Origin of the sequence: Xanthomonas sp. CFBP 8152, from assembly GCF_014199025.1 — a bacterium.
GTDB lineage: Bacteria > Pseudomonadota > Gammaproteobacteria > Xanthomonadales > Xanthomonadaceae > Xanthomonas > Xanthomonas arboricola_B.
This window is the reverse complement of record NZ_JACHNO010000004.1, coordinates 1-20,086: the sequence shown is the minus strand read 5'-3', so window position 1 is coordinate 20,086 and position 20,086 is coordinate 1. Positions and strand designations below refer to the sequence as shown.

General features: G+C 67.0%; 20 protein-coding genes and 2 pseudogenes. 14 read left to right on the top strand and 8 right to left on the bottom strand.

Annotated features, from left to right (window positions below; genetic code table 11):
• Positions 1-51: 51 nt before the first annotated feature.
• Both FHT09_RS15595 and FHT09_RS15590 read right to left on the bottom strand, forming a co-directional pair.
• Positions 52-489, bottom strand: coding sequence for a VOC family protein (locus tag FHT09_RS15595; RefSeq protein WP_104606684.1), 438 nt, complete (start codon positions 487-489; stop codon positions 52-54).
• The gene (locus tag FHT09_RS15590; RefSeq protein WP_166775269.1) at positions 486-1,370 is read right to left on the bottom strand and encodes a hypothetical protein; all 885 of its coding nucleotides are present in this window, start codon (positions 1,368-1,370) and stop codon (positions 486-488) included. The genes FHT09_RS15595 and FHT09_RS15590 overlap by 4 nt, the downstream gene beginning before the upstream one ends.
• Before the next feature lie 88 nt (positions 1,371-1,458).
• On the opposite strand from FHT09_RS15590, the gene FHT09_RS15585 reads away from it, so the two are divergent.
• The gene (locus tag FHT09_RS15585; RefSeq protein ID WP_104538939.1) at positions 1,459-2,754 is read left to right on the top strand and encodes an acetyl-CoA C-acetyltransferase; all 1,296 of its coding nucleotides are present in this window, start codon (positions 1,459-1,461) and stop codon (positions 2,752-2,754) included.
• Positions 2,755-2,855: 101 nt separating this feature from the next.
• The gene (locus FHT09_RS15580) at positions 2,856-3,398 is read left to right on the top strand and encodes a hypothetical protein (protein WP_104606686.1); all 543 of its coding nucleotides are present in this window, start codon (positions 2,856-2,858) and stop codon (positions 3,396-3,398) included.
• A gap of 184 nt (positions 3,399-3,582) precedes the next feature.
• Here the strand turns inward: FHT09_RS15580 and FHT09_RS15575 are convergent, their stop codons facing one another.
• From FHT09_RS15575 to FHT09_RS15565, 3 genes are all read right to left on the bottom strand, one after another.
• Complete coding sequence (locus tag FHT09_RS15575; RefSeq protein ID WP_104606687.1) at positions 3,583-4,851, bottom strand: heme biosynthesis HemY N-terminal domain-containing protein; 1,269 nt, start codon at positions 4,849-4,851, stop codon at positions 3,583-3,585.
• Entirely contained in the window at positions 4,848-5,825 is a 978-nt protein-coding gene (locus tag FHT09_RS15570) for a uroporphyrinogen-III C-methyltransferase (protein ID WP_104606688.1), read from the bottom strand. Before FHT09_RS15570 ends, FHT09_RS15575 begins: the two co-directional genes overlap by 4 nt.
• 103 nt (positions 5,826-5,928) lie before the next feature.
• Entirely contained in the window at positions 5,929-6,789 is an 861-nt protein-coding gene (locus FHT09_RS15565; RefSeq protein WP_104606689.1) for a uroporphyrinogen-III synthase, read from the bottom strand.
• Between the two features lie 260 nt (positions 6,790-7,049).
• Here FHT09_RS15565 and FHT09_RS15560 point away from each other — a divergent pair.
• The 6 genes and pseudogenes from FHT09_RS15560 to FHT09_RS15535 all read left to right on the top strand — a co-directional run.
• Positions 7,050-7,250: pseudogene (locus tag FHT09_RS15560) on the top strand (glycosyl transferase); the annotation flags it as partial.
• A gap of 139 nt (positions 7,251-7,389) precedes the next feature.
• The gene (locus FHT09_RS15555; protein ID WP_104539015.1) at positions 7,390-7,860 is read left to right on the top strand and encodes a YiiD C-terminal domain-containing protein; all 471 of its coding nucleotides are present in this window, start codon (positions 7,390-7,392) and stop codon (positions 7,858-7,860) included.
• 28 nt (positions 7,861-7,888) lie between these two features.
• Positions 7,889-8,311: a hypothetical protein gene (locus FHT09_RS15550; RefSeq protein WP_104539014.1), complete on the top strand. Its 423-nt coding sequence runs from the start codon at positions 7,889-7,891 to the stop codon at positions 8,309-8,311.
• Positions 8,312-8,387: 76 nt separating this feature from the next.
• Positions 8,388-8,825 (top strand): rhodanese-like domain-containing protein, encoded by a 438-nt coding sequence (locus FHT09_RS15545; RefSeq protein WP_104538935.1) that lies wholly within the window; start codon positions 8,388-8,390, stop codon positions 8,823-8,825.
• A 110-nt stretch (positions 8,826-8,935) separates the two neighbouring features.
• Positions 8,936-9,451, top strand: coding sequence for a protein-export chaperone SecB (gene secB, locus FHT09_RS15540; protein WP_055825569.1), 516 nt, complete (start codon positions 8,936-8,938; stop codon positions 9,449-9,451).
• Between the two features lie 15 nt (positions 9,452-9,466).
• Positions 9,467-10,492 (top strand): NAD(P)H-dependent glycerol-3-phosphate dehydrogenase, encoded by a 1,026-nt coding sequence (locus tag FHT09_RS15535; protein ID WP_104539013.1) that lies wholly within the window; start codon positions 9,467-9,469, stop codon positions 10,490-10,492.
• Between the two features lie 272 nt (positions 10,493-10,764).
• On the opposite strand, the gene FHT09_RS15530 is transcribed toward FHT09_RS15535, so the two are convergent.
• A complete protein-coding gene (locus FHT09_RS15530) occupies positions 10,765-11,361 on the bottom strand; it encodes a diffusible signal factor-reguated Ax21 faimly virulence factor (protein WP_042596714.1) in 597 nt (198 codons plus the stop codon).
• Positions 11,362-11,725: 364 nt separating this feature from the next.
• Between FHT09_RS15530 and poxB the strand changes: the two genes are divergently transcribed.
• The 6 genes and pseudogenes from poxB to FHT09_RS15500 form a co-directional block, all read left to right on the top strand.
• Positions 11,726-13,435: a ubiquinone-dependent pyruvate dehydrogenase gene (gene poxB / locus FHT09_RS15525; RefSeq protein ID WP_181141370.1), complete on the top strand. Its 1,710-nt coding sequence runs from the start codon at positions 11,726-11,728 to the stop codon at positions 13,433-13,435.
• 45 nt (positions 13,436-13,480) lie between these two features.
• On the top strand, positions 13,481-14,923 hold the full coding sequence (locus FHT09_RS15520) for an ATP-binding protein (protein ID WP_104606691.1): 1,443 nt from the start codon (positions 13,481-13,483) through the stop codon (positions 14,921-14,923).
• The gene (locus FHT09_RS15515) at positions 14,908-16,251 is read left to right on the top strand and encodes a sigma-54 dependent transcriptional regulator (protein ID WP_104606692.1); all 1,344 of its coding nucleotides are present in this window, start codon (positions 14,908-14,910) and stop codon (positions 16,249-16,251) included. Before FHT09_RS15520 ends, FHT09_RS15515 begins: the two co-directional genes overlap by 16 nt.
• Before the next feature lie 434 nt (positions 16,252-16,685).
• Positions 16,686-17,492, top strand: a complete 807-nt coding sequence (locus tag FHT09_RS15510) for a hypothetical protein (RefSeq protein ID WP_104606694.1) — start codon at positions 16,686-16,688, stop codon at positions 17,490-17,492.
• A gap of 136 nt (positions 17,493-17,628) precedes the next feature.
• A complete protein-coding gene (locus FHT09_RS15505; RefSeq protein ID WP_104606695.1) occupies positions 17,629-18,243 on the top strand; it encodes a hypothetical protein in 615 nt (204 codons plus the stop codon).
• 43 nt (positions 18,244-18,286) lie between these two features.
• Positions 18,287-18,852 (top strand): annotated as a pseudogene (locus FHT09_RS15500) (MFS transporter); the annotation flags it as partial.
• Between the two features lie 152 nt (positions 18,853-19,004).
• On the opposite strand, the gene FHT09_RS15495 reads toward FHT09_RS15500, so the two are convergent.
• Positions 19,005-19,481 carry a tRNA (cytidine(34)-2'-O)-methyltransferase gene (locus FHT09_RS15495; protein WP_104534297.1) on the bottom strand — a complete coding sequence of 159 codons (477 nt, stop codon included), beginning with the start codon at positions 19,479-19,481 and terminating at the stop codon, positions 19,005-19,007.
• A 25-nt stretch (positions 19,482-19,506) separates the two neighbouring features.
• Positions 19,507-19,968 carry a hypothetical protein gene (locus FHT09_RS15490; protein WP_104606696.1) on the bottom strand — a complete coding sequence of 154 codons (462 nt, stop codon included), beginning with the start codon at positions 19,966-19,968 and terminating at the stop codon, positions 19,507-19,509.
• Positions 19,969-20,086 lie beyond the last annotated feature (118 nt).

The window sequence follows — 20,086 nt, the reverse complement described above, 5'->3', positions numbered from 1 at the left end:
GTTCGCACGCATCGAAGTGCCGGGCGCCGTGGGCACCGCGTCATCAGCGATTCAATAGTTCGGCCACAGCCCCGGCGTTGCCAGCTCCAGCAGATGCGCATCCGGATCGCGGAAGTACAGGCTCTGCCCGCCGCCCGGCCACTGGGTGCGGCCTTCGATGGGCACATCGCAGGCCTGCAGATGTGCCTCCCATCCGGCCAACGCATCGGCGGCGATGGCCAGTGCGTAATGTGCCCGCCCGCTGCCATCGTGCGGCGGAATCGTGCCGCCCGGCAGCGTGACGGTGGTGGCGGTGCTGCCTTGCAGGAACAGCAGCAGCACCTGCCCGGGGGCGATTGCATACGCGGCCATGCGCGCGTCGCGGTACATGGCTGCCAGTCCCAGCACGCGGACATAGAACGCGCAGGCGCGTTCCAGATCTGCCACATACACGCCGGTTTCCAAGACGCCCTGCAACGCCGGCGCCGTGGAAGCCGGCGCCTGACTCACGCGGCCAATGCCAGGCGCGGATCCTGGCCCGGTTCCACGTGCACGTACAGCACGGGCAGGCCATGCGCTTCCAGCACTGCGGCCATCTGCCGCTGACGCGACAGATACTGCTCGTACACCCCGCGCAGGCGCTCGCAATTGTCGCGGTCGTGCGCGTAGTAATCGCACCAGCCGGCCGGGTCGAACAGCGCGATGCGCACTTCGCCATCGACGTAGCGCAGCACCGGCTCAGGCGGCTGTTCCAGCCACTCTTCGGACTGCGGCGCCAGCAGGGCGGCTTCGATCAGCGGCCACAACGGGGCCAGGCCCTGGTTGTCGTACTGCATCGAAATCATTGCGGCCAGATCGTTCGCGGTGAGATACCGCGCATGTTCGATGCGTGCGCCGAAGCTTTCCTGCGCCAGCAGCGCGGTATCGGCCTGCGCCATGCCCTGGGCCAGCAGCACGTCTTCCATCGCATCGGCCACCGTCGTCACGATCTGCGGATCGCCGGAGAGCAGGAACGGCAGCACGCGCAGGCCGCCACCGGTCAGCTGCGGGTCGGCCTGGAAGGGCAGGGGAATCTCGCCCTGCGCATCGGCGCCGAACGCCAGCACGCGCGGGCCCTGATCGCGCCCGGGCGCACGCGCATGCAGCTCCTCCAGCCGGCGATGCAGCGGCCAGCCGGGCCGCAGCGCCTCGGCCGGGTCGAAGTGCGCCATCGCCACGCTGAGCTCGAGCTCGCGGACCTCGGGGATCCACTGCGCCAGGTCGCGGCCGATGCGTTCGGCCAGCATGCCGGCCTGTTCCGGCGCCAGGGCGCCGCGCTCGGGGACGGTGCCGCCCGTCAATTCCAGCGCCATCACACCCATGGCGGTCACGCCGTGTTCGGTCTTGCTCATGATTCGCGGTTGGCCCATCACGGGGTCGAAGCTACACTGCGGCCATTATGCCTGCCGGCCCTGTGCAGGCCATGTCCCCGAGTCCTCCATGCCAGGTCAACCGATGCCCGCAGCCCGTCCCGTCGCCATTCTGGGCGGCGTTCGTATCCCGTTCTGTCGTCAGAACACCGCTTACGCGGACGTGGGCAACCTGGGCATGTCGGTGCGCACGCTGGGCGCACTGGTCGAGCGCTTCGGGCTGCACGGGCAGCAACTGGGCGAAGTGGCGATGGGAGCGGTGATCAAGCACTCCTCGGACTGGAACCTGGCCCGCGAAGCGGCGCTGTCGTCCGGGCTGTCGCCGCTGACGCCGGGCATCACCTTGCAGCGCGCCTGCGGCACCAGCCTGGACTCGGTGATCACCATCGCCAACAAGATCGCGCTGGGCCAGATCGATTCGGGCATCGGCGGCGGCTCGGACACCACTTCGGAAGTACCCATCGTCTACGGCAAGAAGCTGCGCGCGCGGTTGATGGCCGCCAACCGCGCCAAGGCCACCGGCGACAAGCTCAAGGCCCTGCTGCGCGGCTTCAAGCTCAGCGAGCTCAAACCCGAGTTCCCAGGCGTGGCCGAGCCGCGCACCGGCAAGAGCATGGGCGACCACTGCGAGGACATGGCCAAGGAATGGAACATCTCGCGCGATTCGCAGGACGAATGGGCGGTGTCCTCGCATCACAAGCTGGCCGCCGCCTATGAGCGCGGCTTCTTCGACACGCTGATCGCGCCGTTCCGCGGCGTCTCGCGCGACAACATCCTGCGCGCCGACACCTCGCTGGAAAAGCTGGCCACGCTGCGCCCTGCTTTCGACAAGACCTCCGGCCGCGGCACGCTGACTGCGGCCAATTCCACCCCGCTCACCGATGGTGCGGCCGCGGTGCTGCTGTCCAGCGAGGCCTGGGCGCTGGCGCATGGCCACACGCCGATGGCCTACCTGCGCGATGCGCAGGTGTCTGCGGTGGATTTCGTGCATGGCGAAGGCCTGTTGATGGCGCCGACCATTGCGGTGCCGCAGATGCTGGCGCGCCAGGGCCTGACCCTGCAGGACTTCGACATCTACGAAATCCACGAGGCCTTCGCCGCCCAGGTGCTGTGCACGCTGCGCGCCTGGGAAAGCGAGGATTACTGCCGCAATCGCCTGGGGCTGGAGGCGCCGCTCGGCCGTATCGACCCGGACAAGATCAACCCGCTGGGCTCGTCGCTGGCCACCGGTCACCCCTTCGCCGCCACTGGCGCGCGCGTGGTGGCCACCGCCGCCAAGCAACTGGAAGAGCGCGGCGGCGGCCGTGCGTTGATTTCCATCTGCACCGCCGGCGGCATGGGCGTGGTGGCCATCGTCGAGCGCTGACGCTGCTGCGCAGCGTGGGATTGGGCATTCGCAAGGCAGAAGCGGACCCCTGGTTTTTACAAATCCCCAATCCCGAATCCCCAACCTGCAAGGACGCATGGATGTCGAACGTTGATTCACGCCAACCCCCTACGCTTTATCTGCCTCCGGCGCACGGCGCCGTGTGGCGCGAGGGCGACGTGCTGGTGTGCACGCCAGGCGCCGATCTGCCGCCACGTTGCGTCAAGTGCAATGCGCCGGCGGACATCTCGCCGCGCCGCTACATCTTCCATTGGCATCACCCGGCGATCTATCTGGCCCTATTGATGGGGGTGCTGCCGTATCTGATCCTGGCCATCGTGCTGCGCAAGCGCAGTGCGCACGTGCTGAGTCTGTGCGCGCGGCATGAGCGCCGCCGCGTGCGTTGTGTCGCCATCGCGATGGCGTTGATCGTGCCGTTGCTGGTGGGGGTGCTGTGGATCGATGGCGCAACCGGCTGGCTGACCGGTGCCGGTGCGATGGCGGCGATGCTGTTGATCGGCAGGCGCTGTTCGCGCGTGTTGTCGGCGCAATCGGTCGATCACGAGCAGGCGCGTTATCTCGGTGCCTGTGAGGCGTTTTTGCGCGCATTGCCGGCGCCGCCGCGGCAATCGCGCGATTGGTGATTTGCGCTGCTGTGTTTGCAGATGCCGTCGTAACGTCCGCGCGGTGCCGTCCCTGCAGGCGTGATGACAGGCCGGCAAGCGTTGCCGGTAGCGCTTTTGCTCGGATCTAGAAAACCAAGAGCCCCGGACATGCCGGGGCTGCTGGTGAATCCGCGCATCGCTCCAGGAGCGATCAGAGGTCAGATCAAAGCACGCGATCGTCCGGTGCGAGCGGATCGGCCGGCGGTGGCGTTGTATAGGCCGACACGATCGGCCCGCGCAGCGACTGCTGCGGCAAGCCCTCGTGCACCGGCTCGCCCCGCGTGGCGCGCAGGGCGTTGGCATAGCAGTGCTGCGCGGACTGCAGATCGCCCGCGGCAGCAAAGCCGTGGCCGAGTTCTTCCCAGGCCTCGCTGCCCGCACCATTGGCCACTGCGCGATGCAGAAACTCTTCGGCCTGCGACCACTGCTGCTGGTGACGTGCCAGGCGTGCCAGGGTCAGCAACAGGCCCGGGCTGTCCGGGTACTGGGTCAGCCAACGCTGCGCACTGGCGCGGCGCGAATCGTATTTTTCCAGCGGCAGCACGCCATACAGGCGCACCAGCGACTCGTCCCACTGCGTATCCAGCGCCTGTTCCAGGCTATGCACCGCTGCATCGTCCCAGTGCAGCACTGCCGCGCGCTGTGCGTAGGCACCCACCACCGCGGGATAGGTACGCAGCGGTTTGGGCAGCGCTTCCCAGCGTTCGGCCAGGGCATTGGCATCGCCTGCCTGCAACAGCGTCTGCTCGGCCAGCGTGGCTTCCAGTGCGCTGTAGGCCTCCGGTGCCAGTACCGCCTGCTGGCGCAATGCCCCCAGCTGACCGTAGGCCTCGTCGGCGCGACCGATCTGCGCCAAAGCATGCGTGCGCAGCAGCAAGCCGCGCGCCGGCAGCGGTTGCGCATCGGCACTGTCGAGCGCATTGATCGCCTCGACCGGGCGTTGCCGCGCCAGATGCCGCTCGCCCTGCAGCAACGCATGCGCGGTGGGATCGCGCTCGGCCAATTGCTGGGCCAGCGCGTTCGCCGCCACCTCATCGCCGCGTGCATCGGCGACCCGCACCGCACTGGCCAGGGCGATGCCGCTGACGTCCGCATCCTCGCTGGCGTTGACCAACAGGCGCTCGGCACGCTGCCATTGGCCGTGATCGGCTGCGCGCAGACCTTCGATCAGGCGGGCGCGGCCCTTCTTGCGGCGGTACTTGCCCCAGACCCGGAACGGCAGGCTGACCAGCGTCCACACCAGCCACAGCACCAACAGCGCGATGACCAGAATCAGCAGCGCCTGCGGCATGGCGGCGCGATAGTCGTTGCCGCCGACGCTGACCACCACATTGCCCAGGTCGTAACTGGTCTGATGCGACAGCCATTGCGCACCGAGCACGCCCAGCGCCACGGCAACCAACAGGATCAAGACGGTACGCAACACTTTCATTGGATGGATCTCCCTTCACGCATGGCCTGCAGTTGCAGCAGGGTGGTGCCCAGTTCCGGCAGGCGCGGACGCAGTGGGGCTTGTTGCAGCGTGCGCAGGCGCGTGCGTGCCTGGCGACGTTGTGGCGAATCCGGCCACAGCCGGCTGGTCCAGGTGTCCACGCGCCGCAGCGATTGCGCAAAGCCGGCGACATCGCCGCGCTCGGCCGCAGCGCGGGCCAGGCTGACTTCGATCTGCAAGGCGTCGCGCGCGGCGTGGCGGTCGCCGCCGGTCAGCAGCGCATCGCCACGGCTGGGACGGATGTCCACCAGCGGTGCGAGTGCTTTCTGCCACCACGGCTGCGCCGCTTCGCTGTCTTTTGCGGTCTGTTCGGGCAGGCGCAGCAGGTCGCCGGCCAACTGATCCAGGGCTTGACCGGCCTGCGCCTGCGGACCGGCACCGAGGCGATCCAGTGCGTCGCGTTCCTGCACCAGCGCCTGGCGCAGATTGAGATAGCCGGGATCGTCGATGCCATTGAGTGCGGCATTGGCCAGCGCGTAGGCGCGGCGGGCACCGTCGGCGTCGCCGGCAATGCTCAGCCGCTGCTGGCCAAGCCGCAGCATCAGCTCCACCTCATCGAACCGCAGCGCCTGCGCGCCGTGGCGATTGGTGTCGGCGAGCTTTTGTACGGTGTCTTCGAGCAGGGCACTGCGCTGGCTCAGACCAAGCATCTCGTCGCGCAGCACGCGGTTGGTGGCTGCCGCGTCCGCCAGGCGTTCGTTGGCCAGGCGTTGGTCGCGGCGCAGCGTCTCCAGCATCTGCTGGGTGCCGTCCCAGCGCTGCTGCTGCGCCTCGGCCGCCTGCAGCTGCGCGCCTTGATAGTCCTGCCATGCGCGCCAACCGAAGAGCAGCGCCACGCCCACGGCGACCAGCGCGACGACGAGCAGCAGCCATGCCAGGGGAAAGCGTCGCGTGGTAGCGGGCATTTCGGTCATTCGTCCATCCTCGCGCGGTCACGACGGGTGCAGGTGCTGCAGTCATCCGGCACAGCATGGCGTGCAGCGGCAGACACTCGCAAGCGGTGCTTGCGTTTGGAGTTCAGCAAGGTCGCAATGGCGTCACGATCGCCGCGGCAGCAGCGGCCAACTGCTCGGGCAACGGGCCTGCGGCGCGCACCACATGACGGAAGCCGGCGAGGTGTGCGGATTGCAGCATGCGCTCGCTGGAGGTCACCACTGGCCGTTGCCGCAAGGTGTCGACCAGCGGTCCGGGCAACTGCTGCAGCACCAGCGTCAGCGCTTCGGCGCTGCTCAGCGCCAACACGCTAGCAGGAAGCGCATCCGCCAGCGCGCGGACTGCCGATGCGCGCAGGCGCAGCGCCACGCGCTCATAGACATCGGCGCGCAGGATGCGGGCGCCACGCTGCTCCAGGGCCGGCGCCAGCATGCCGCGCCCACCCGGGGCGGTGATCAGCCCCACGGCCTGCAGCGGCTGCCGCAACAGCGGCAACGCAAGCAGGCCCTCGCTGTCCATGCGTGCCGGGCGTATCACCGTGTCGATGCCACAGGCCTGCAGCGCGCGCGCAGTGCCGTCTCCCACGCTCACCCATTGCGCCTGCGCCGGCCGCTGCAGTGGTGCCAGACGATGCGCAGCGTGCACCGCGGCCGGGCTGGTGAACACCGCGATCGGCGCTTGCAAGGCCTGCCGCAATGCGGCCAGTGCCTGTGCGGTGTCGTTGGTCTGCAGCCGCCACGGCGACAGCGCCAGCAGCCGTCCGCCGTGTCGCGCGGCGGCCCGCCGCAATGGCGCGTGTTCACCGCTGGGCCGGAGCGAGATCAAGGTCCAGGCGGCGGCAGCTGGGGCGGGACGTGTCATCGGGTGATTATGCGAGAGCCGTGACGTATCGGGGCGGGCGTCGCGCGCTGCGATGAGGCTGACGACGATCAGATTCCTGCGCATGGTCTGGCCTTGCGTGCCTGCATCAGCGTGACGCCTGCGCTTCTGCGGCCAGAATCTGGCGATGGGGTCCGCACCGATGACTGCTTCCGCCCACGATTGGTCACGACAATCGAGCTGGAGTGACACCGCGATCAAGGTCTATCCCATCGACATGCAGCGCAGCGCGACTGCCTGCAGGCGATGTCGGCGCGGTGGCAGGCGCTGGGCATCCGCTCGAGCGGATGCCTGCGGTCGATGGCGCCACCTGGACGCCTGCGCAGTCCACCTGTCGTCTGTCGCCGGCCGTCTGCTTCCTGGACAAGTGCTTCCACGCCGCGCCGGAGCAGAGCGTGTTCACCGGCACTACATCGATGTGCCGTTGACGCATGCGCAGAAGCAGCGCCGCGCGCATTGGAAGGCCAGGGCCGCCGCATTACTGCATGGTGGCGCAACGCTATCGCGAGGTCGTGTTCGCACACTGAGCAGGGCAGAATCGAGGCGTGTGGCGCCGCGGCGCCACACGCGTCTCACCATGCGGTACCGCATGTCATTCCAGTGCACAAGACGCTCGCGGAACATTGCGGCATGATGCCGCCCTTCGCCGTCTTCCAGCCTTCGCCGATGACTCCTTCGTGCACGCTCGCATCCGCCCTGCAGTCGCTGCAGCAACAGTTCATCGCCATGCCGCCGGTCCTCTCGATGGGCATTGCCGTCGACGGCTTGCATGACGGCGCGTTACGTTTGCGTGCGCCGCTGCAGGCCAACGTCAACGACAAAGCCAATGCATTCGGCGGCAGCCTGGCTTCGTTGATGACGCTGGCCAGTTGGGGCTGGCTGACGCTGCAGTTGCAACTGGCCGGGCACAGCGCCGATGTCTATGTGGCCGACAGCCAGCTGCGCTACGTCGCCCCGGTCTACGAAGACCTGGTGGCCAATGCCGAGCCGTCCGAACTCGGTGGCTGGGAGGCGTTCCTTGCGACCTTCCGGCAGCGCGGCAAGGCGCGTATCGGCATGCGTGCGCAGATCGCGCTGGGTTCCGGCGCGGCGGCGGCCACCTTGAGCGGGCGTTTCGTGGCGTTTCCAAAACGGTAGGATGCGCGCTGGACTTGGGGGAATGCGCATGCGTGCAGTGATCGGGGCAATGCTGTTGCTCGGGCTGACAATGGTCAGCGGGGTGGTATCTGCCGGCAGCCGCGCCCAGGCACGCGCGCTGGAAACCACCCAGGCCGCCTACACGGCCGCCATACGCTGGAGCGATTTCGATGCCGCGCAGGGCTTTGTCGAACCGACCTACGCCCAGGCGCATCCGCTCAGCGATCTGGAACGCTCGCGCTATGAACAGGTGCAGATCTCCGGCTACCGCGAGCTGCGGGTGGGCGAAGACGGCAACGGCGACCTGCGCCGCGAGGTCGAGTTGCGGGTGATCAACCGCAATACCCAGGCCGAGCGGCTGGTGCGCAGCATCGAGTTGTGGCGCTGGGACGCCGAGCGCAAACGCTGGTGGCTGGCCAGCGGCCTGCCCGATCTGTGGCAGGGCCAATAGCCCGCCGCAGGGGTGCTTGGCCGTCGCGTGCGCCAGCTGTGCGACAATTCCCGCCCGCTTGACTGACCCTGACCCCGTGAATTTCGAAGAGCTGCAGGCCTTTGTCGGCCGCAACCCCATGTTGTCGCTGGCCCTGGTGGGCCTGACCATCGCCCTGATCGTCACCGAGGTCGCGCGCCTGTTCCGTGGGTATCGCGCACTCAAGCCGGCCGAGCTGACCCGTTTGATCAATAGCGAGAACGCGCTGGTGATCGATCTGTCGCCGACCGCCGATTTCGAAAAAGGCCACATCGCCGGCAGCCGCAACGTGGCGCTGGCCAAATTCGACCCGGCCGGCAAGCTGCTCGCCAACGCCAAGTCCTCGCCCGTGGTGGTGGTGTGCCGCACTGGCAACGCCTCCGCAGGCGCGGCCAAGACGCTGAAGAAAGCCGGGTTCGAGCAGGTCTACTGGCTCGATGGCGGCGTGGCTGCCTGGCAGATGGCCGAGCTGCCGCTGGTCAAGGGCCGCGCCTGACCGCACCTTGTGAGGCGCCAGGCAAGTCCCCATTGCTGGCGTGAGAGACTCGCGCTTTCACGTCTGCATCATTCAACGCTGCATCCACCGAACCGTTTCTGGAGTTAGGAATGTCCGACGAAATCATCAACGGCGCGGCTGCGCCGGCCGACGCCGCTGCTGGCCCCGCTTTCACCATCGAGAAGATTTACGTCAAGGACGTTTCCTTCGAATCGCCGAACGCGCCGGCCGTCTTCAATGACGCCAACCAGCCCGAGCTGCAGCTGAACCTCAACCAGAAGGTGCAGCGCCTCAACGACAACGCCTTCGAAGTCGTGCTGGCCGTGACCCTGACCTGCACCGCCGGTGGCAAGACCGCCTACGTGGCCGAAGTGCAGCAGGCCGGCGTGTTCGGCCTGGTCGGCCTGGAGCCGCAGGCGATCGACGTGCTGCTCGGCACCCAGTGCCCGAACATCCTGTTCCCGTATGTGCGCACCCTGGTCAGCGACCTGATCCAGGCCGGCGGCTTCCCGCCGTTCTACCTGCAGCCGATCAACTTCGAAGCGCTGTACGCAGAAACCCTGCGCCAGCGTTCGCAGGGCGAAGGCACTTCGCTGGCCGATTCCGAGCCGGCTGGCAACGCCTAAGCCTTGCGTGCGCCGATGAGCGATTCGAAACAGAAGATCGCTGTTCTCGGCGCCGGCTCCTGGGGCACGGCCCTGGCCGCGCTGCTCGCCAGGCACGGTCACCCGACCGTGCTCTGGGGACGCGATGCGGCGATGGTGGATGCCATCGACCGCACGCACGAAAACGCACGCTATCTGCCGGGTATCGCATTGCCCGAGAGCCTGCGCGCAACCACCGACCTGCAACTGGCCATTGCCGATGCCGGCTGGATCCTGGTCGTGGTGCCTTCGCATGCATTCACCGAGACGATCCGGTTGATCGCACCGTTGCGTCCGGCCGGTGCCGGCGTCGCGTGGGCGACCAAGGGCTTCGAGCCCGGTTCCGGGCGTTTCCTGCACGAAGTGGCGCGCGACATCCTCGGCTCCAGCGTTCCTCTGGCCGTGGTGACCGGGCCGTCCTTCGCCAAGGAAGTCACGCTCGGCCTGCCGACCGCCATCACTGTCCACGGCGACGATGCGGCGTTTGCGCAAGTCGTCGCCGATGCCATGCATGGCCCGACCTTCCGCGCCTACACCGGCGATGACATGGTGGGCGCCGAGCTCGGTGGCGCGATGAAGAACGTGCTGGCCGTGGCCACCGGCGTGGCCGATGGCATGCAGCTTGGCCTCAACGCCCGCGCCGGTCTGATCACGCGCGGCTTGAACGAGATGCTGCGTCTGGCGGCGGCGATCGGTGCGCGTCCGGAGACCTTGATGGGTCTGGCGGGTCTGGGCGATCTGGTGCTCACCTGCACCGGCGATCTGTCGCGTAACCGACGGCTGGGACTGGCCCTGGGACGCGGACAGAGCCTGAACGATGCGATCCGCGAGATCGGCCAGGTGGTGGAATCGGTGCAGACCGCCGACGAAGTCATGCGTCAGGCCGAGCATCACGGCATCGAGCTGCCGATCTCCAATGCCGTGCGTGCGGTGTTGCATGGCGAGATCACCCCGGAAGCGGGCTTGAAGGAATTGCTGGCACGCGAGCGCAAGCCCGAGTATCCGCAGACCCTGTTCACCTGATTGCGGCGTCGCGTGTTGGCGCACTGTGCGGAAATCAACAAAAAGCCCGGCATTGCCGGGCTTTTTGTTGGCACGGATCGCAAAGGCTGGCGGCAGGACGCAGCAGCTGAGCGCGATGCACCGTGCTTCTACAGGAGCGGCATTGCGCACATGCCGCTATGAAGCGATGTGCGCGTCACCAGCCGATCGCCCAAAAGAAAGAAGCCCGGTCGGGGGACCGGGCTTCCAATGCAACGCGGGAGAGAGAGTCGCGTTGCAGTCAAACGTGCGGCTTACCAGCTGAAGCGCGGGCCGACCGACCATTCCTTGTTGCCGTCGCCATCCATACGGATGTCGCCGTTGATGCCCCAATTCTGGTTCAGCTTGACCTGGGCGCCGAGGCGGCCGTAGAAGTTGTCGCCGATGTCGATGCCGCGCTTCTTGGAGAAGTCCTCGTAGCCAGCCAGGGCGTAGACTTCGAAGTGCTCGCCGAAGGCGTTGCGCAGGCCAGCTTCAACGCTGTAACCATCGAAGCTGATGTTCGGGGTGTCCAGGTCCAGCTTGCGGTAGGCAACGCGGGCGACGAAGTCGGTGCTGGTGGCGATTTCGTGGTTGTAACCCACGCCAACGCCCCACTGCTGGAAGTCGGAGTTGGAGCTTTCGAACACGTTGTCGTTGTCGTCAGCGTTCTGCTTGCTGTAATCGCCGAACACGTGGAAGTTCGGAGCGACGGCGTAGGACGCCTTCACGCCCCAACCATCGGCGTCGCGGCCTTCGGTCGGAGTGCGCACGTAGTCGCCTTCGACGAAGTTGTAGGAGAGGTTTTCAGCAGCGGAGGCCGCAAACGGCAGGGCTGCGAGAAGGCCGAGGGCCAGCAGTGAAGTCTTCATGATCGATACCTGTACTTATGGTTTGGGCCGGCGCTGAGGCGGATGCCGTTCGCTGCCGAGATGTAAATTCTCCGTTATTCGATGGAACGCGACATGAATTTTGGACTGACTGGTGCATGAATCATCGCACCCGGTTCAGCTGCGCTTCCTTGTCACTAACTTGCAACGCGCGTAGCGCACACGAAAAGCGTGATGCATTGGCGCTTTACATCGGTCGTTACCACGCGCATGTATAGCAGCAGCTGTTTTTCAGGGGTTTTTACCGCGTTTGCAGCGTGCAAGCACATTGCGCTGACGCCGCGACTGGGAGCATGCCAGGCTTGTCGAACAAGCGTGGAGCTGCATCGTGGCGAAGAAGAAGACATTGGCGCGGTTTCTGGCCGAGACGCTGCAGAGCGCGGGGGTGGAGCGGATCTGGGGATTGACCGGCGACAGCCTCAACGGCTTGACCGATGCCGTGCGCGAGATGCAGACGATCGAGTGGATGCACGTGCGCCACGAAGAAGTGGCCGCGTTCGCCGCCGGCGCCGAGGCGGCGGTGACCGGCAGGCTGGCGGTGTGCGCGGGTAGCTGCGGACCAGGCAACCTGCACCTGATCAACGGGCTGTTCGATTGCCATCGCAGCCGCCAGCCGGTGCTGGCGATTGCCGCGCATATTCCCTCGTCTGAGATCGGGCTGAACTATTTTCAGGAGACGCATCCGCAGGAACTGTTCCGCGAGTGCAGTCACTTTGTTGAGCTGGTGACCAATCCGGCGCAGCTCCCGGAAGTGCTGCACCGGGCGATGCGCGCCGCCATCCTGCAGCAAGGCGTGGCGGTGGTGGTGATCCCCGGCGATATCGCACTGCTGGAAGTGGACAAGCACATCCCCACGGCCTGGCCGCAATTGCGCCAACCGCGCGTGCTGCCGGCTCCCGAAGATGTGCAGCAGCTGGCTGAGCTGCTGCAGCAAAGCGAAGCGATCACGCTGTTGTGCGGCAGCGGGTGCGCGGGTGCGCACGATGCGGTGGTGGCATTGGCCGACACCCTGGGCGCGCCGATCGTGCATGCCTTGCGCGGCAAGGAACACGTGGAGTGGGAGAACCCGTTCGATGTCGGCATGACCGGCCTGATCGGTTTCAGCTCCGGCTACCACGCGATGCTCAATTGCGACACCTTGATCATGCTGGGCACGGATTTCCCGTATCGGCAGTTCTATCCGAAGGACGCGACCATCGTGCAGGTGGACCGCGACCCGAGCGCGCTGGGACGGCGCACGCCGTTGCAGTTGGGTATCGCAGCGGATGTGGGTGAAACCATCGCCGCCTTGCTGCCCCAGCTGCAGCGACGCGAGAAACGCGACTTCCTGGACAAGTCGCTTGCGCACTATCGCAAGGCGCGCGAGGGGCTGGACGATCTGGCGGTGCCGGCCGATCCAGGCGAGCCGCTGCATCCGCAATTCGTGGCGCGCATGATCAGCCAGATCGCCGACCAGGATGCGGTATTCACCTGCGATGTCGGCACGCCGACGGTGTGGGCTGCGCGCTATCTGCGCATGAATGGGCAACGCCGGTTACTCGGTTCGTTCAATCACGGCTCGATGGCCAATGCGATGCCGCAGGCGCTGGGTGCGCAGTCGGCGTATCCGGGCCGTCAGGTGATTGCGCTGTCCGGCGATGGCGGTTTTGCGATGCTGATGGGCGATTTCATCTCGCTGGCGCAGCTGCGCCTGCCGGTGAAGATCGTGGTGTTCAACAATGCCTCGCTGGGATTTGTGGCGATGGAAATGAAGGCCGCCGGTTATCTGGATACCGGCACCGAGTTGCGCAATCCGGACTTCGCTGCGATGAGCAATGCGATGGGCATCCTGGGCATCCGGGTCGATGAGTCCGCGCAACTGGAGCGGGCGTTGCGGCAGGCCTTCGCGCATTCGGGTCCGGCGCTGGTGGACGTGCGTATCGCCACGCAGGAACTGGCGGTGCCGCCGGCCATCAAGCTGGAACAGGCCAAGGGCATGGGCCTGTACCTGCTCAAGGCAGTGATGAGCGGGCGCGGCGATGAAGTGATCGATCTGGTCAAGACCAATATGCGCTGACGCCATCGCCACGCTCCACCACTGCACGTTTTTTCGGACCCTCGCATGCCTCGTTCGTTGTTGCGCCAGTTGCTGCTGATCTGGGTGGTGGTCCTGGCTGCCTGCGTGGGCGTGGCCACCATGTTGTATGGCCTGTACCGACAGACCGAAGGCGTGCGACTGGACGATGCGCACCAGCAGTTGACCGCGCAATGCGCACGCATCGTGCAGCGCTACGCCGGTGCAAGCGAGGCGGCGCGCAGCGGCGACAACGGCGCCGGGCTGGCCGCGGTGGTCGTGCAACTGGTGCTGGCCGATGCGCCCGGCGTGGAGGGCGGGGTGTGGAATCTTGACAAGGGGTTTGTTGCCTACGCCTATCCCACCTACGACGGCAGCGATCACAAGACCGATATTCCGGCCGCCGAGTGGACCACGATCGTCAGTACCGCACGGCAGAGTGCGGTGGGCAACAGGGCCGTGGATTTTCGTCGCGATGGCAGCCGCGAAGTGGTACTGATCAGCGCCTGCCCGCTGGCCGCCGGCACCGCCGCATGGACCATGTCGCGGGTGCCGGCGAGCACCTCCGATGCCTGGCGGCCATTGGTAATCGGCATGCTGCTGATTTTCGCCATGGTGGCGGTGTCCGCGATTGCCCTGGGCGTGGTGGTGCGGCGCTGGAGTCAGCGCCTGCAGCGCATCCAGCAGGCGCTGGCCGCCGACACCGAACTTCCGCAGATTCCGGTCACCGGCGCGCCCGAATTGGACCGGCTGGGCGCTGCGGTGAGCGATTACGCACAGCGCAATGCGCACGCCCTGGCGCAGACGCGGCGGCTGGCCGACGAACTGGCACGGCACGAGCGGCTGGCCGCACTCGGGCGCCTGACCGCCACGGTGGCGCATGAGATTCGCAACCCCATCGCCACGATGCGCCTGGCGGTGGAAAACGAAATCGCCACGCGCCAGGGCACGCCGGACGATGCCGCGCACGGCGAGCTGATGCTGGGGCAGATCCGTCGCCTGGATGGGGTGGTCGAAAGTCTGCTCGGCATGGTGCAGCCGATCCGCCTGCAGCTGGAAACGGTGGTGGTGCAGGACTGGTTGGCGGCCTTGCTCGATCCGGCCTTGCTGCCGCCAGGCACGCCGACGCCACAGCTGTGCGTCCCTGACACGCCGCTGCAGTGGACGCTCGATCCGCAGCAGCTCGGACGCGCCGTGCACAATCTGCTGCGCAACGCACTGCAACATGCCGAGGCAGGCAGCGCGGTGACACTGGATGCCAGCGCCCGCGATGGGTTGCTGCAGCTACAGGTGGGCAATCGCGGCGCGGCCATCGCCCCAACTATCGCAGCGCAGTTGTTCGAGCCGTTCGTCAGCGGTCGCGCCGACGGCAATGGCCTGGGGCTTGCGCTGGTGCGCGAGATCGCCCGTGCACATGGCGGGCAGGTGCGTTACGCACACACCGACGGTTTGACCCATTTCATTCTGGAGCTGCCATGGCGCGCATTCTGATCATCGACGACGATGCGGCGTTTCTGGCCACCTTGCAGGCAACGCTGCGCTCGCTCGGCCATGCGGTGGTCGCGGTCGATAACGGCGCCGAGGGACTGATGCGCTTGAACGAGGGCGACATCGAGCTGGCGTTCGTGGACTTCCGTATGTCCGGCATGGACGGGATCCAGCTGATGCGTGCGCGTGCGGACGATCCCCGCGCGCGCCAGGTGCCGCTGGTGATGCTCACCGCGTACGCATCCAGCGGCAACACCATCGAGGCGATGACGCTGGGTGCGTTCGATCACCTGGTCAAGCCGGTGGGGCGTGCGGATATCGTCGATGTGGTGGAGCGTGCATTGGCAAGTCGCGCCGATGCCGATGCCGACGCCGATGCCGCAGCGAGCGAACCTTCCGACGACGACGGCCTGGTCGGCCACAGTCCGGCGATGCGTACCGTGCATAAACGCATCGGGCTGGCGGCGGCGTCCGATCTGCCGGTGTTGATCACCGGCGAAACCGGTACCGGCAAGGAACTGGTCGCGCGCGCCCTGCATCGCGCCAGCGCACGCGCAAATGCGGCGTTCGTGGCAGTCAATTGCGCGGCGATTCCGTCGGAGTTGATGGAAAGCGAATTGTTCGGCCATCGCAGGGGCGCGTTTTCCGGGGCGACCGGGGACCGCATCGGCCTGATTCGCGAAGCCGATGGCGGCACGCTGTTTCTGGACGAGATCGGCGACATGCCGCTGCCGATGCAGGCCAAGTTGTTGCGCTTTTTGCAGGAAGGCGAAGTGACGCCGCTGGGCGGGCGCGGCGCGCAGAAGGTGGATGTGCGCGTGCTGGCGGCCACGCATCGCGATCTGGCGGCGTGGGTGGCGGCAGGGCAGTTCCGCAGCGATCTGCGCTATCGCCTGAATGTGGTGCCGATCGAACTGCCGCCGCTACGCGAACGCGGGCAGGACATCGTGCTGCTGGCGCAGTATTTTCTGCGCACCGGCGAAGGCGCGGCGCGTGCGTTGTCGGCGGACGCGCAAGCGCGGCTGCTGGCCTACCCGTGGCCCGGTAACGTGCGCGAGCTGCGTAACCTCATGCAACGCAGCCAGCTGCTGGTGCGCGGCCACAGCATCGTTGCCGCGGATCTGGACGAAGCGCTTGATCACAGTGCAGAGCAACCCATGACGATAGCGCCACCGGAAGGCAGCTTGCCCGAAGCCGTGGCGCGGCTGGAAAAGCAGATGATCCAGGCCGCCCTGGCGCACAGTGGCGGCAACCGCGCTGAAGCCGCGCGCCGGCTCGGGATTCATCGCCAGCTGCTGTACCGCAAGCTCGATGAGTACGGCTTGCAGTAGTCGCAGCGATCAGACCGGACGCGATGGTTGCAGGCTGCCGCTTCGGTCACCACGCAGTACGCGCACAGCAGCACGTGCACCTGTTGTGGTGCGCACCTTTTGGTTGCATGCCGCCGCTGCCACTCGCAGCATTGGCCATCGGCGTTCCACCAGCAAACGGCGCAGCCGGAAAGCGCAGCACCACGCGTTCAAAATCCAGCCCGGACATCCGCACGCGCACGCCACCGTCGAGCGTGCCCGGCACGTTCTTGCCTTGCAGGGACGCACAACCCAAGCTGCAAGTGTCTGCAAAGCGGACAGTGGTGTATGAAATGCAGACGACTGTCCGTGAGCGTGCAGACACAAAACCCCTGTAAAACAACGGATTCGCCGTTGGCACGATTGCTGCTTTGTCTTCAGGGCGAGCGGCGCTCCTGCCGCGTTGGAGATACTGCATGATTCGTCAGACCGCACTTGCTTTCGCACTGGCCTGCAGCGTGGCGACCGCCGCCGCGCAGGCTCCCACACCGCCGGCGGCACCGGTAGCGCCGCGTCCGCCGGTCGGCACGCCACCACCGGCTCCACCGCTGCCGCCTGCCCCACCCGCCCCACCTGCGCCGTTGGCCGCCACGCCGGTACGCATCACCGGCACGGTCGAGCGCTTCATGCTCAATCCCAATGGCGAGGTCGATGGCCTGTGGCTGCGCGATGGCACCCAGGTGGCGTTTGCACCGCATCTGTCCGCGCAGTTGCAGGCCGCGGTACGCCGCGGCGATACGGTGAGCGTGCAGGGCTATCGCCTGGGCAGCCTGCCGGTGCTGCGCGCCAGCAGCATCCGCTCCAGTCGTGGTGGGGGCGAAGTGGTCGACCAGCCGCCCACTGGCGCCATGCCGCCGGCGCCGCCGACACCTGCCGCGTTGACACCGTTGCAGGCGGAAGGACGCATCGAGCGGTTGGTCTACGGCCCGGGTGGCGAGACCAATGGCGCGTTGCTGAGCGACGGCACGCTGGTGCGGATGCCGCCGCATCTGGCGCTGCAGTTTGGCGATCTGCTGCAGGCCGGCGCGCCATTGAGCGTGAGCGGCTTCGGGGTTGCCACCGCCAACGGCCGCGCCATCGAAGCCACTCGACTGGGCCGCGATCGCGCCTCGCAGCGTGCGTTGTTCAGCCCGCCGCGCCCGGACGGCCCGGTGCCGCCCGCACCACCAGCGCCACCTGTCCCACCGGCTGCACCGCCGGCTCCGGCTCCGGCGCCGCGTTGATCCAGGGCGCCGCCGGCCACGCGGCGGCGCTCACATCGTTTCGTTCCCCTCTACGCGCCTGTTCACCACGCGTCATGCGTGGCGGCGGGCGCGGCTTGCCGGCATCGGCCGGTTCTCACTTCTCTGGAGTTTTTGCATGCATTGGATCGATCCTGATTTCCTCCCCGAAACCCGCGGCACGCTGGCGCGCTTTCTGCTCAATCCCAAGGCCGATATCGACGGCCTGCTGCTGACCGACGGCACCGAGGTGCACACGCCGCCGCACCTGTCCGCCGCCTTGCTCAAGGCGCTAAAGCCAGGCAGCACCCTGACCGTGCGCGGCCTCAAGCCGCGCGATGTGGACATGCTGGTGGCCCTGGCGATCGATCCGGAAGGCGGCAAACGCATCGTCGATGAAGGCCCGCACGGGCCGCACGCCAAGCCCAAGCCCAAACCGCCCGCCGACAAGCCGCCCAGGCCGCAAATCACCCAGTACAGCGGCACCATTGCGCGGTTGCTGCACGGTCCGCACGGGCAGGTGCATGGCGTGTTGCTGGACGACGGGGCCACGGTGCGGTTCCCGCCGCACGCCGGTGCGGACTTCGCCAGGCAGCTGGTGGTCGGCAAGACGCTGGTGGCCGAAGGCGATACCAGGACCACCCCGCACGGCGTGCTGATCCACGCGCATGGGCTGGGCACCAAGGCCGCGTCGCTGAAGCAGATCGAGCATCCGCATGGCCCGGGTGGGCATAAGCCGAAGCCGAAGCACTAGCAGCCTGCAATGCGACTGCCGTGTCGGCGCAGTGCGACCGCAATCGGGTCGCGACTGGCGGGTACTGCAGACCTGCCGTCCGCTGGCATTGCCGGCATCGCCCCGGGGCCGTTGCACTGGGCAATGCGGCGGTAATGCCGCTCTACGGCATGGCCATCGTGGCTGCGCATGCGGGCGATGCGAGTGCGCTGACGGCCACCACCATCATGGTCGTTCAGGCATGATGGTGGTGGCGTTGTCGGCGATGCGCTGGATCCGCGTGCACGGACATTGGTGGGTGCACTGGTGGCAGCGTCGCTGATCCATGGCTGGGGGCGTGTTTTGGTGCAGATCTTTGACGGACTCGCCGGCCTGCAGGCCGTGGCGGTGCTGGCACTGGTGGCGCGATTGCTTTAGGGCACCGGGCGTATCAATGTCGGCCAGGGCGCAGTGATGACAATGCAAGGTGTGGGCGCGGCGAGCCCGACGTTGGGTGGCTGGCTGGCGCACGCCTTCGGCTATCGCATCGCGTTTCTGGCGCTGGACGCCATCGCCGCGCTGGCGGTGGCGTTATCGGCAGGCTGCCGCGGCATGTTGCAGGCAGCGGCCGAGGTCCAGGTGATGCAGTGATGCCAAGCATGGAGCAGCAGGCAAACTGCAGTGCCCGGGACTGGCATACGCGCGGAGCACGCTTTGAACGACAGACCGGTACGGGAACCATGCAGCGCGCCGGGATCGGGGCGGAGGATTTGGCAGTCAGCCAGCCGCCTGCATCGCCGCGGCTATCGGCCGCCGCTGAAGTCCCACTGACGCCAGGCTTCGAACACCATCACCGCAACGGTGTTGGACAGATTGAGGCTGCGGTTGTCCGGGCGCATCGGCAGGCGCAGCCGGTGCTGTGGCGGGATCGACTCCAGCACGTCGGCGGGCAAGCCGCGTGTTTCCGGGCCAAACAGGAAGGCATCGCCATCGGCAAATTGCGGTGTGTCGTAACGCACGGTGCTGCGCGTACTCAGGGCAAACACACGCTTGGGCGCGATCGCGGCCAGGGCGGTGGGCAGGTCGGCATGTACCTGCAGGGTTGCATATTCGTGATAGTCCAGGCCGGCGCGTTTGAGCTGCTTGTCGCTGAGGTCGAAGCCGAGTGGCTCGATCAGGTGCAGGCGCGCGCCGGTGTTGGCGCACAGGCGAATCACATTGCCCGTATTGGGCGGAATTTCCGGCTGAAACAGGATGACATCGAGGACGGGAGCTGACATGCGCGCAGTGTAGCTGCGCGCGTGCTCAAAGGCTGATGGCGGCGTTGACCAGCGCTTCCAGTTCGACCGGCGACGGCTGCAGCTGCGGCACCGGCAGGTTGACGATGACCTGGCCCATCAGCGCGCCGATGGCAGCAGCAGCCTGGCCGGCGGTGCTTTGCGCGGTGGCAGCGGTGCTGCGGGTCACCAGGTCGGCGCGCTGGTCGGCGGACGGACGCACCTGCACCGCAGCGAGAGTGACGATGCGCGGGCCGGCCTGTCCGGCGGCGAGGGCGGCCAGCTGCTCGACAGACGGACGCACCTGCACGGCGGCCAGGGTACGGATGTCGCTGTTGCGCTCCAGCGTCTGCTGGGCGATCTGGTCGGCAGACGGGCGGACCTGCACGGTGTCCAGCGTGGTCAGGCTGGCGGCCTGGGCGAAACCGGCCAGGGCGGTACCGGCAAGCAGGGTGGCGGAGAGGGCGAGGCGCAGGGTCTGGGTCTTCATGGCGAGGTCTCTTGGTGTGGGTGCGACATCCCCCCGCCCTGAGTAGCGGCTTGGTTTAGAGTCCGGGGGTAATGATATCGGTGTTGGCCAGATGTTGGGCATAAGCAGCCGGGGTCAT

What these genes read in the sequence shown, in the direction of transcription:
- FHT09_RS15590 (WP_166775269.1), bottom strand. Translation starts at nt 1,370, where the DNA reads ATGAGCAAGACCGAACACGGCGTGACCGCCATGGGTGTGATGGCGCTG.
- FHT09_RS15585 (WP_104538939.1), top strand. Translation starts at nt 1,459, where the DNA reads ATGCCAGGTCAACCGATGCCCGCAGCCCGTCCCGTCGCCATTCTGGGC.
- FHT09_RS15580 (WP_104606686.1), top strand. Translation starts at nt 2,856, where the DNA reads ATGTCGAACGTTGATTCACGCCAACCCCCTACGCTTTATCTGCCTCCG.
- FHT09_RS15575 (WP_104606687.1), bottom strand. Translation starts at nt 4,851, where the DNA reads ATGAAAGTGTTGCGTACCGTCTTGATCCTGTTGGTTGCCGTGGCGCTG.
- FHT09_RS15570 (WP_104606688.1), bottom strand. Translation starts at nt 5,825, where the DNA reads ATGACCGAAATGCCCGCTACCACGCGACGCTTTCCCCTGGCATGGCTG.
- FHT09_RS15565 (WP_104606689.1), bottom strand. Translation starts at nt 6,789, where the DNA reads ATGCGCAGGAATCTGATCGTCGTCAGCCTCATCGCAGCGCGCGACGCC.
- FHT09_RS15555 (WP_104539015.1), top strand. Translation starts at nt 7,390, where the DNA reads ATGACTCCTTCGTGCACGCTCGCATCCGCCCTGCAGTCGCTGCAGCAA.
- FHT09_RS15550 (WP_104539014.1), top strand. Translation starts at nt 7,889, where the DNA reads ATGCGTGCAGTGATCGGGGCAATGCTGTTGCTCGGGCTGACAATGGTC.
- secB (WP_055825569.1), top strand. Translation starts at nt 8,936, where the DNA reads ATGTCCGACGAAATCATCAACGGCGCGGCTGCGCCGGCCGACGCCGCT.
- FHT09_RS15535 (WP_104539013.1), top strand. Translation starts at nt 9,467, where the DNA reads ATGAGCGATTCGAAACAGAAGATCGCTGTTCTCGGCGCCGGCTCCTGG.
- FHT09_RS15530 (WP_042596714.1), bottom strand. Translation starts at nt 11,361, where the DNA reads ATGAAGACTTCACTGCTGGCCCTCGGCCTTCTCGCAGCCCTGCCGTTT.
- FHT09_RS15520 (WP_104606691.1), top strand. Translation starts at nt 13,481, where the DNA reads ATGCCTCGTTCGTTGTTGCGCCAGTTGCTGCTGATCTGGGTGGTGGTC.
- FHT09_RS15515 (WP_104606692.1), top strand. Translation starts at nt 14,908, where the DNA reads ATGGCGCGCATTCTGATCATCGACGACGATGCGGCGTTTCTGGCCACC.
- FHT09_RS15510 (WP_104606694.1), top strand. Translation starts at nt 16,686, where the DNA reads ATGATTCGTCAGACCGCACTTGCTTTCGCACTGGCCTGCAGCGTGGCG.
- FHT09_RS15505 (WP_104606695.1), top strand. Translation starts at nt 17,629, where the DNA reads ATGCATTGGATCGATCCTGATTTCCTCCCCGAAACCCGCGGCACGCTG.
- FHT09_RS15495 (WP_104534297.1), bottom strand. Translation starts at nt 19,481, where the DNA reads ATGTCAGCTCCCGTCCTCGATGTCATCCTGTTTCAGCCGGAAATTCCG.
- FHT09_RS15490 (WP_104606696.1), bottom strand. Translation starts at nt 19,968, where the DNA reads ATGAAGACCCAGACCCTGCGCCTCGCCCTCTCCGCCACCCTGCTTGCC.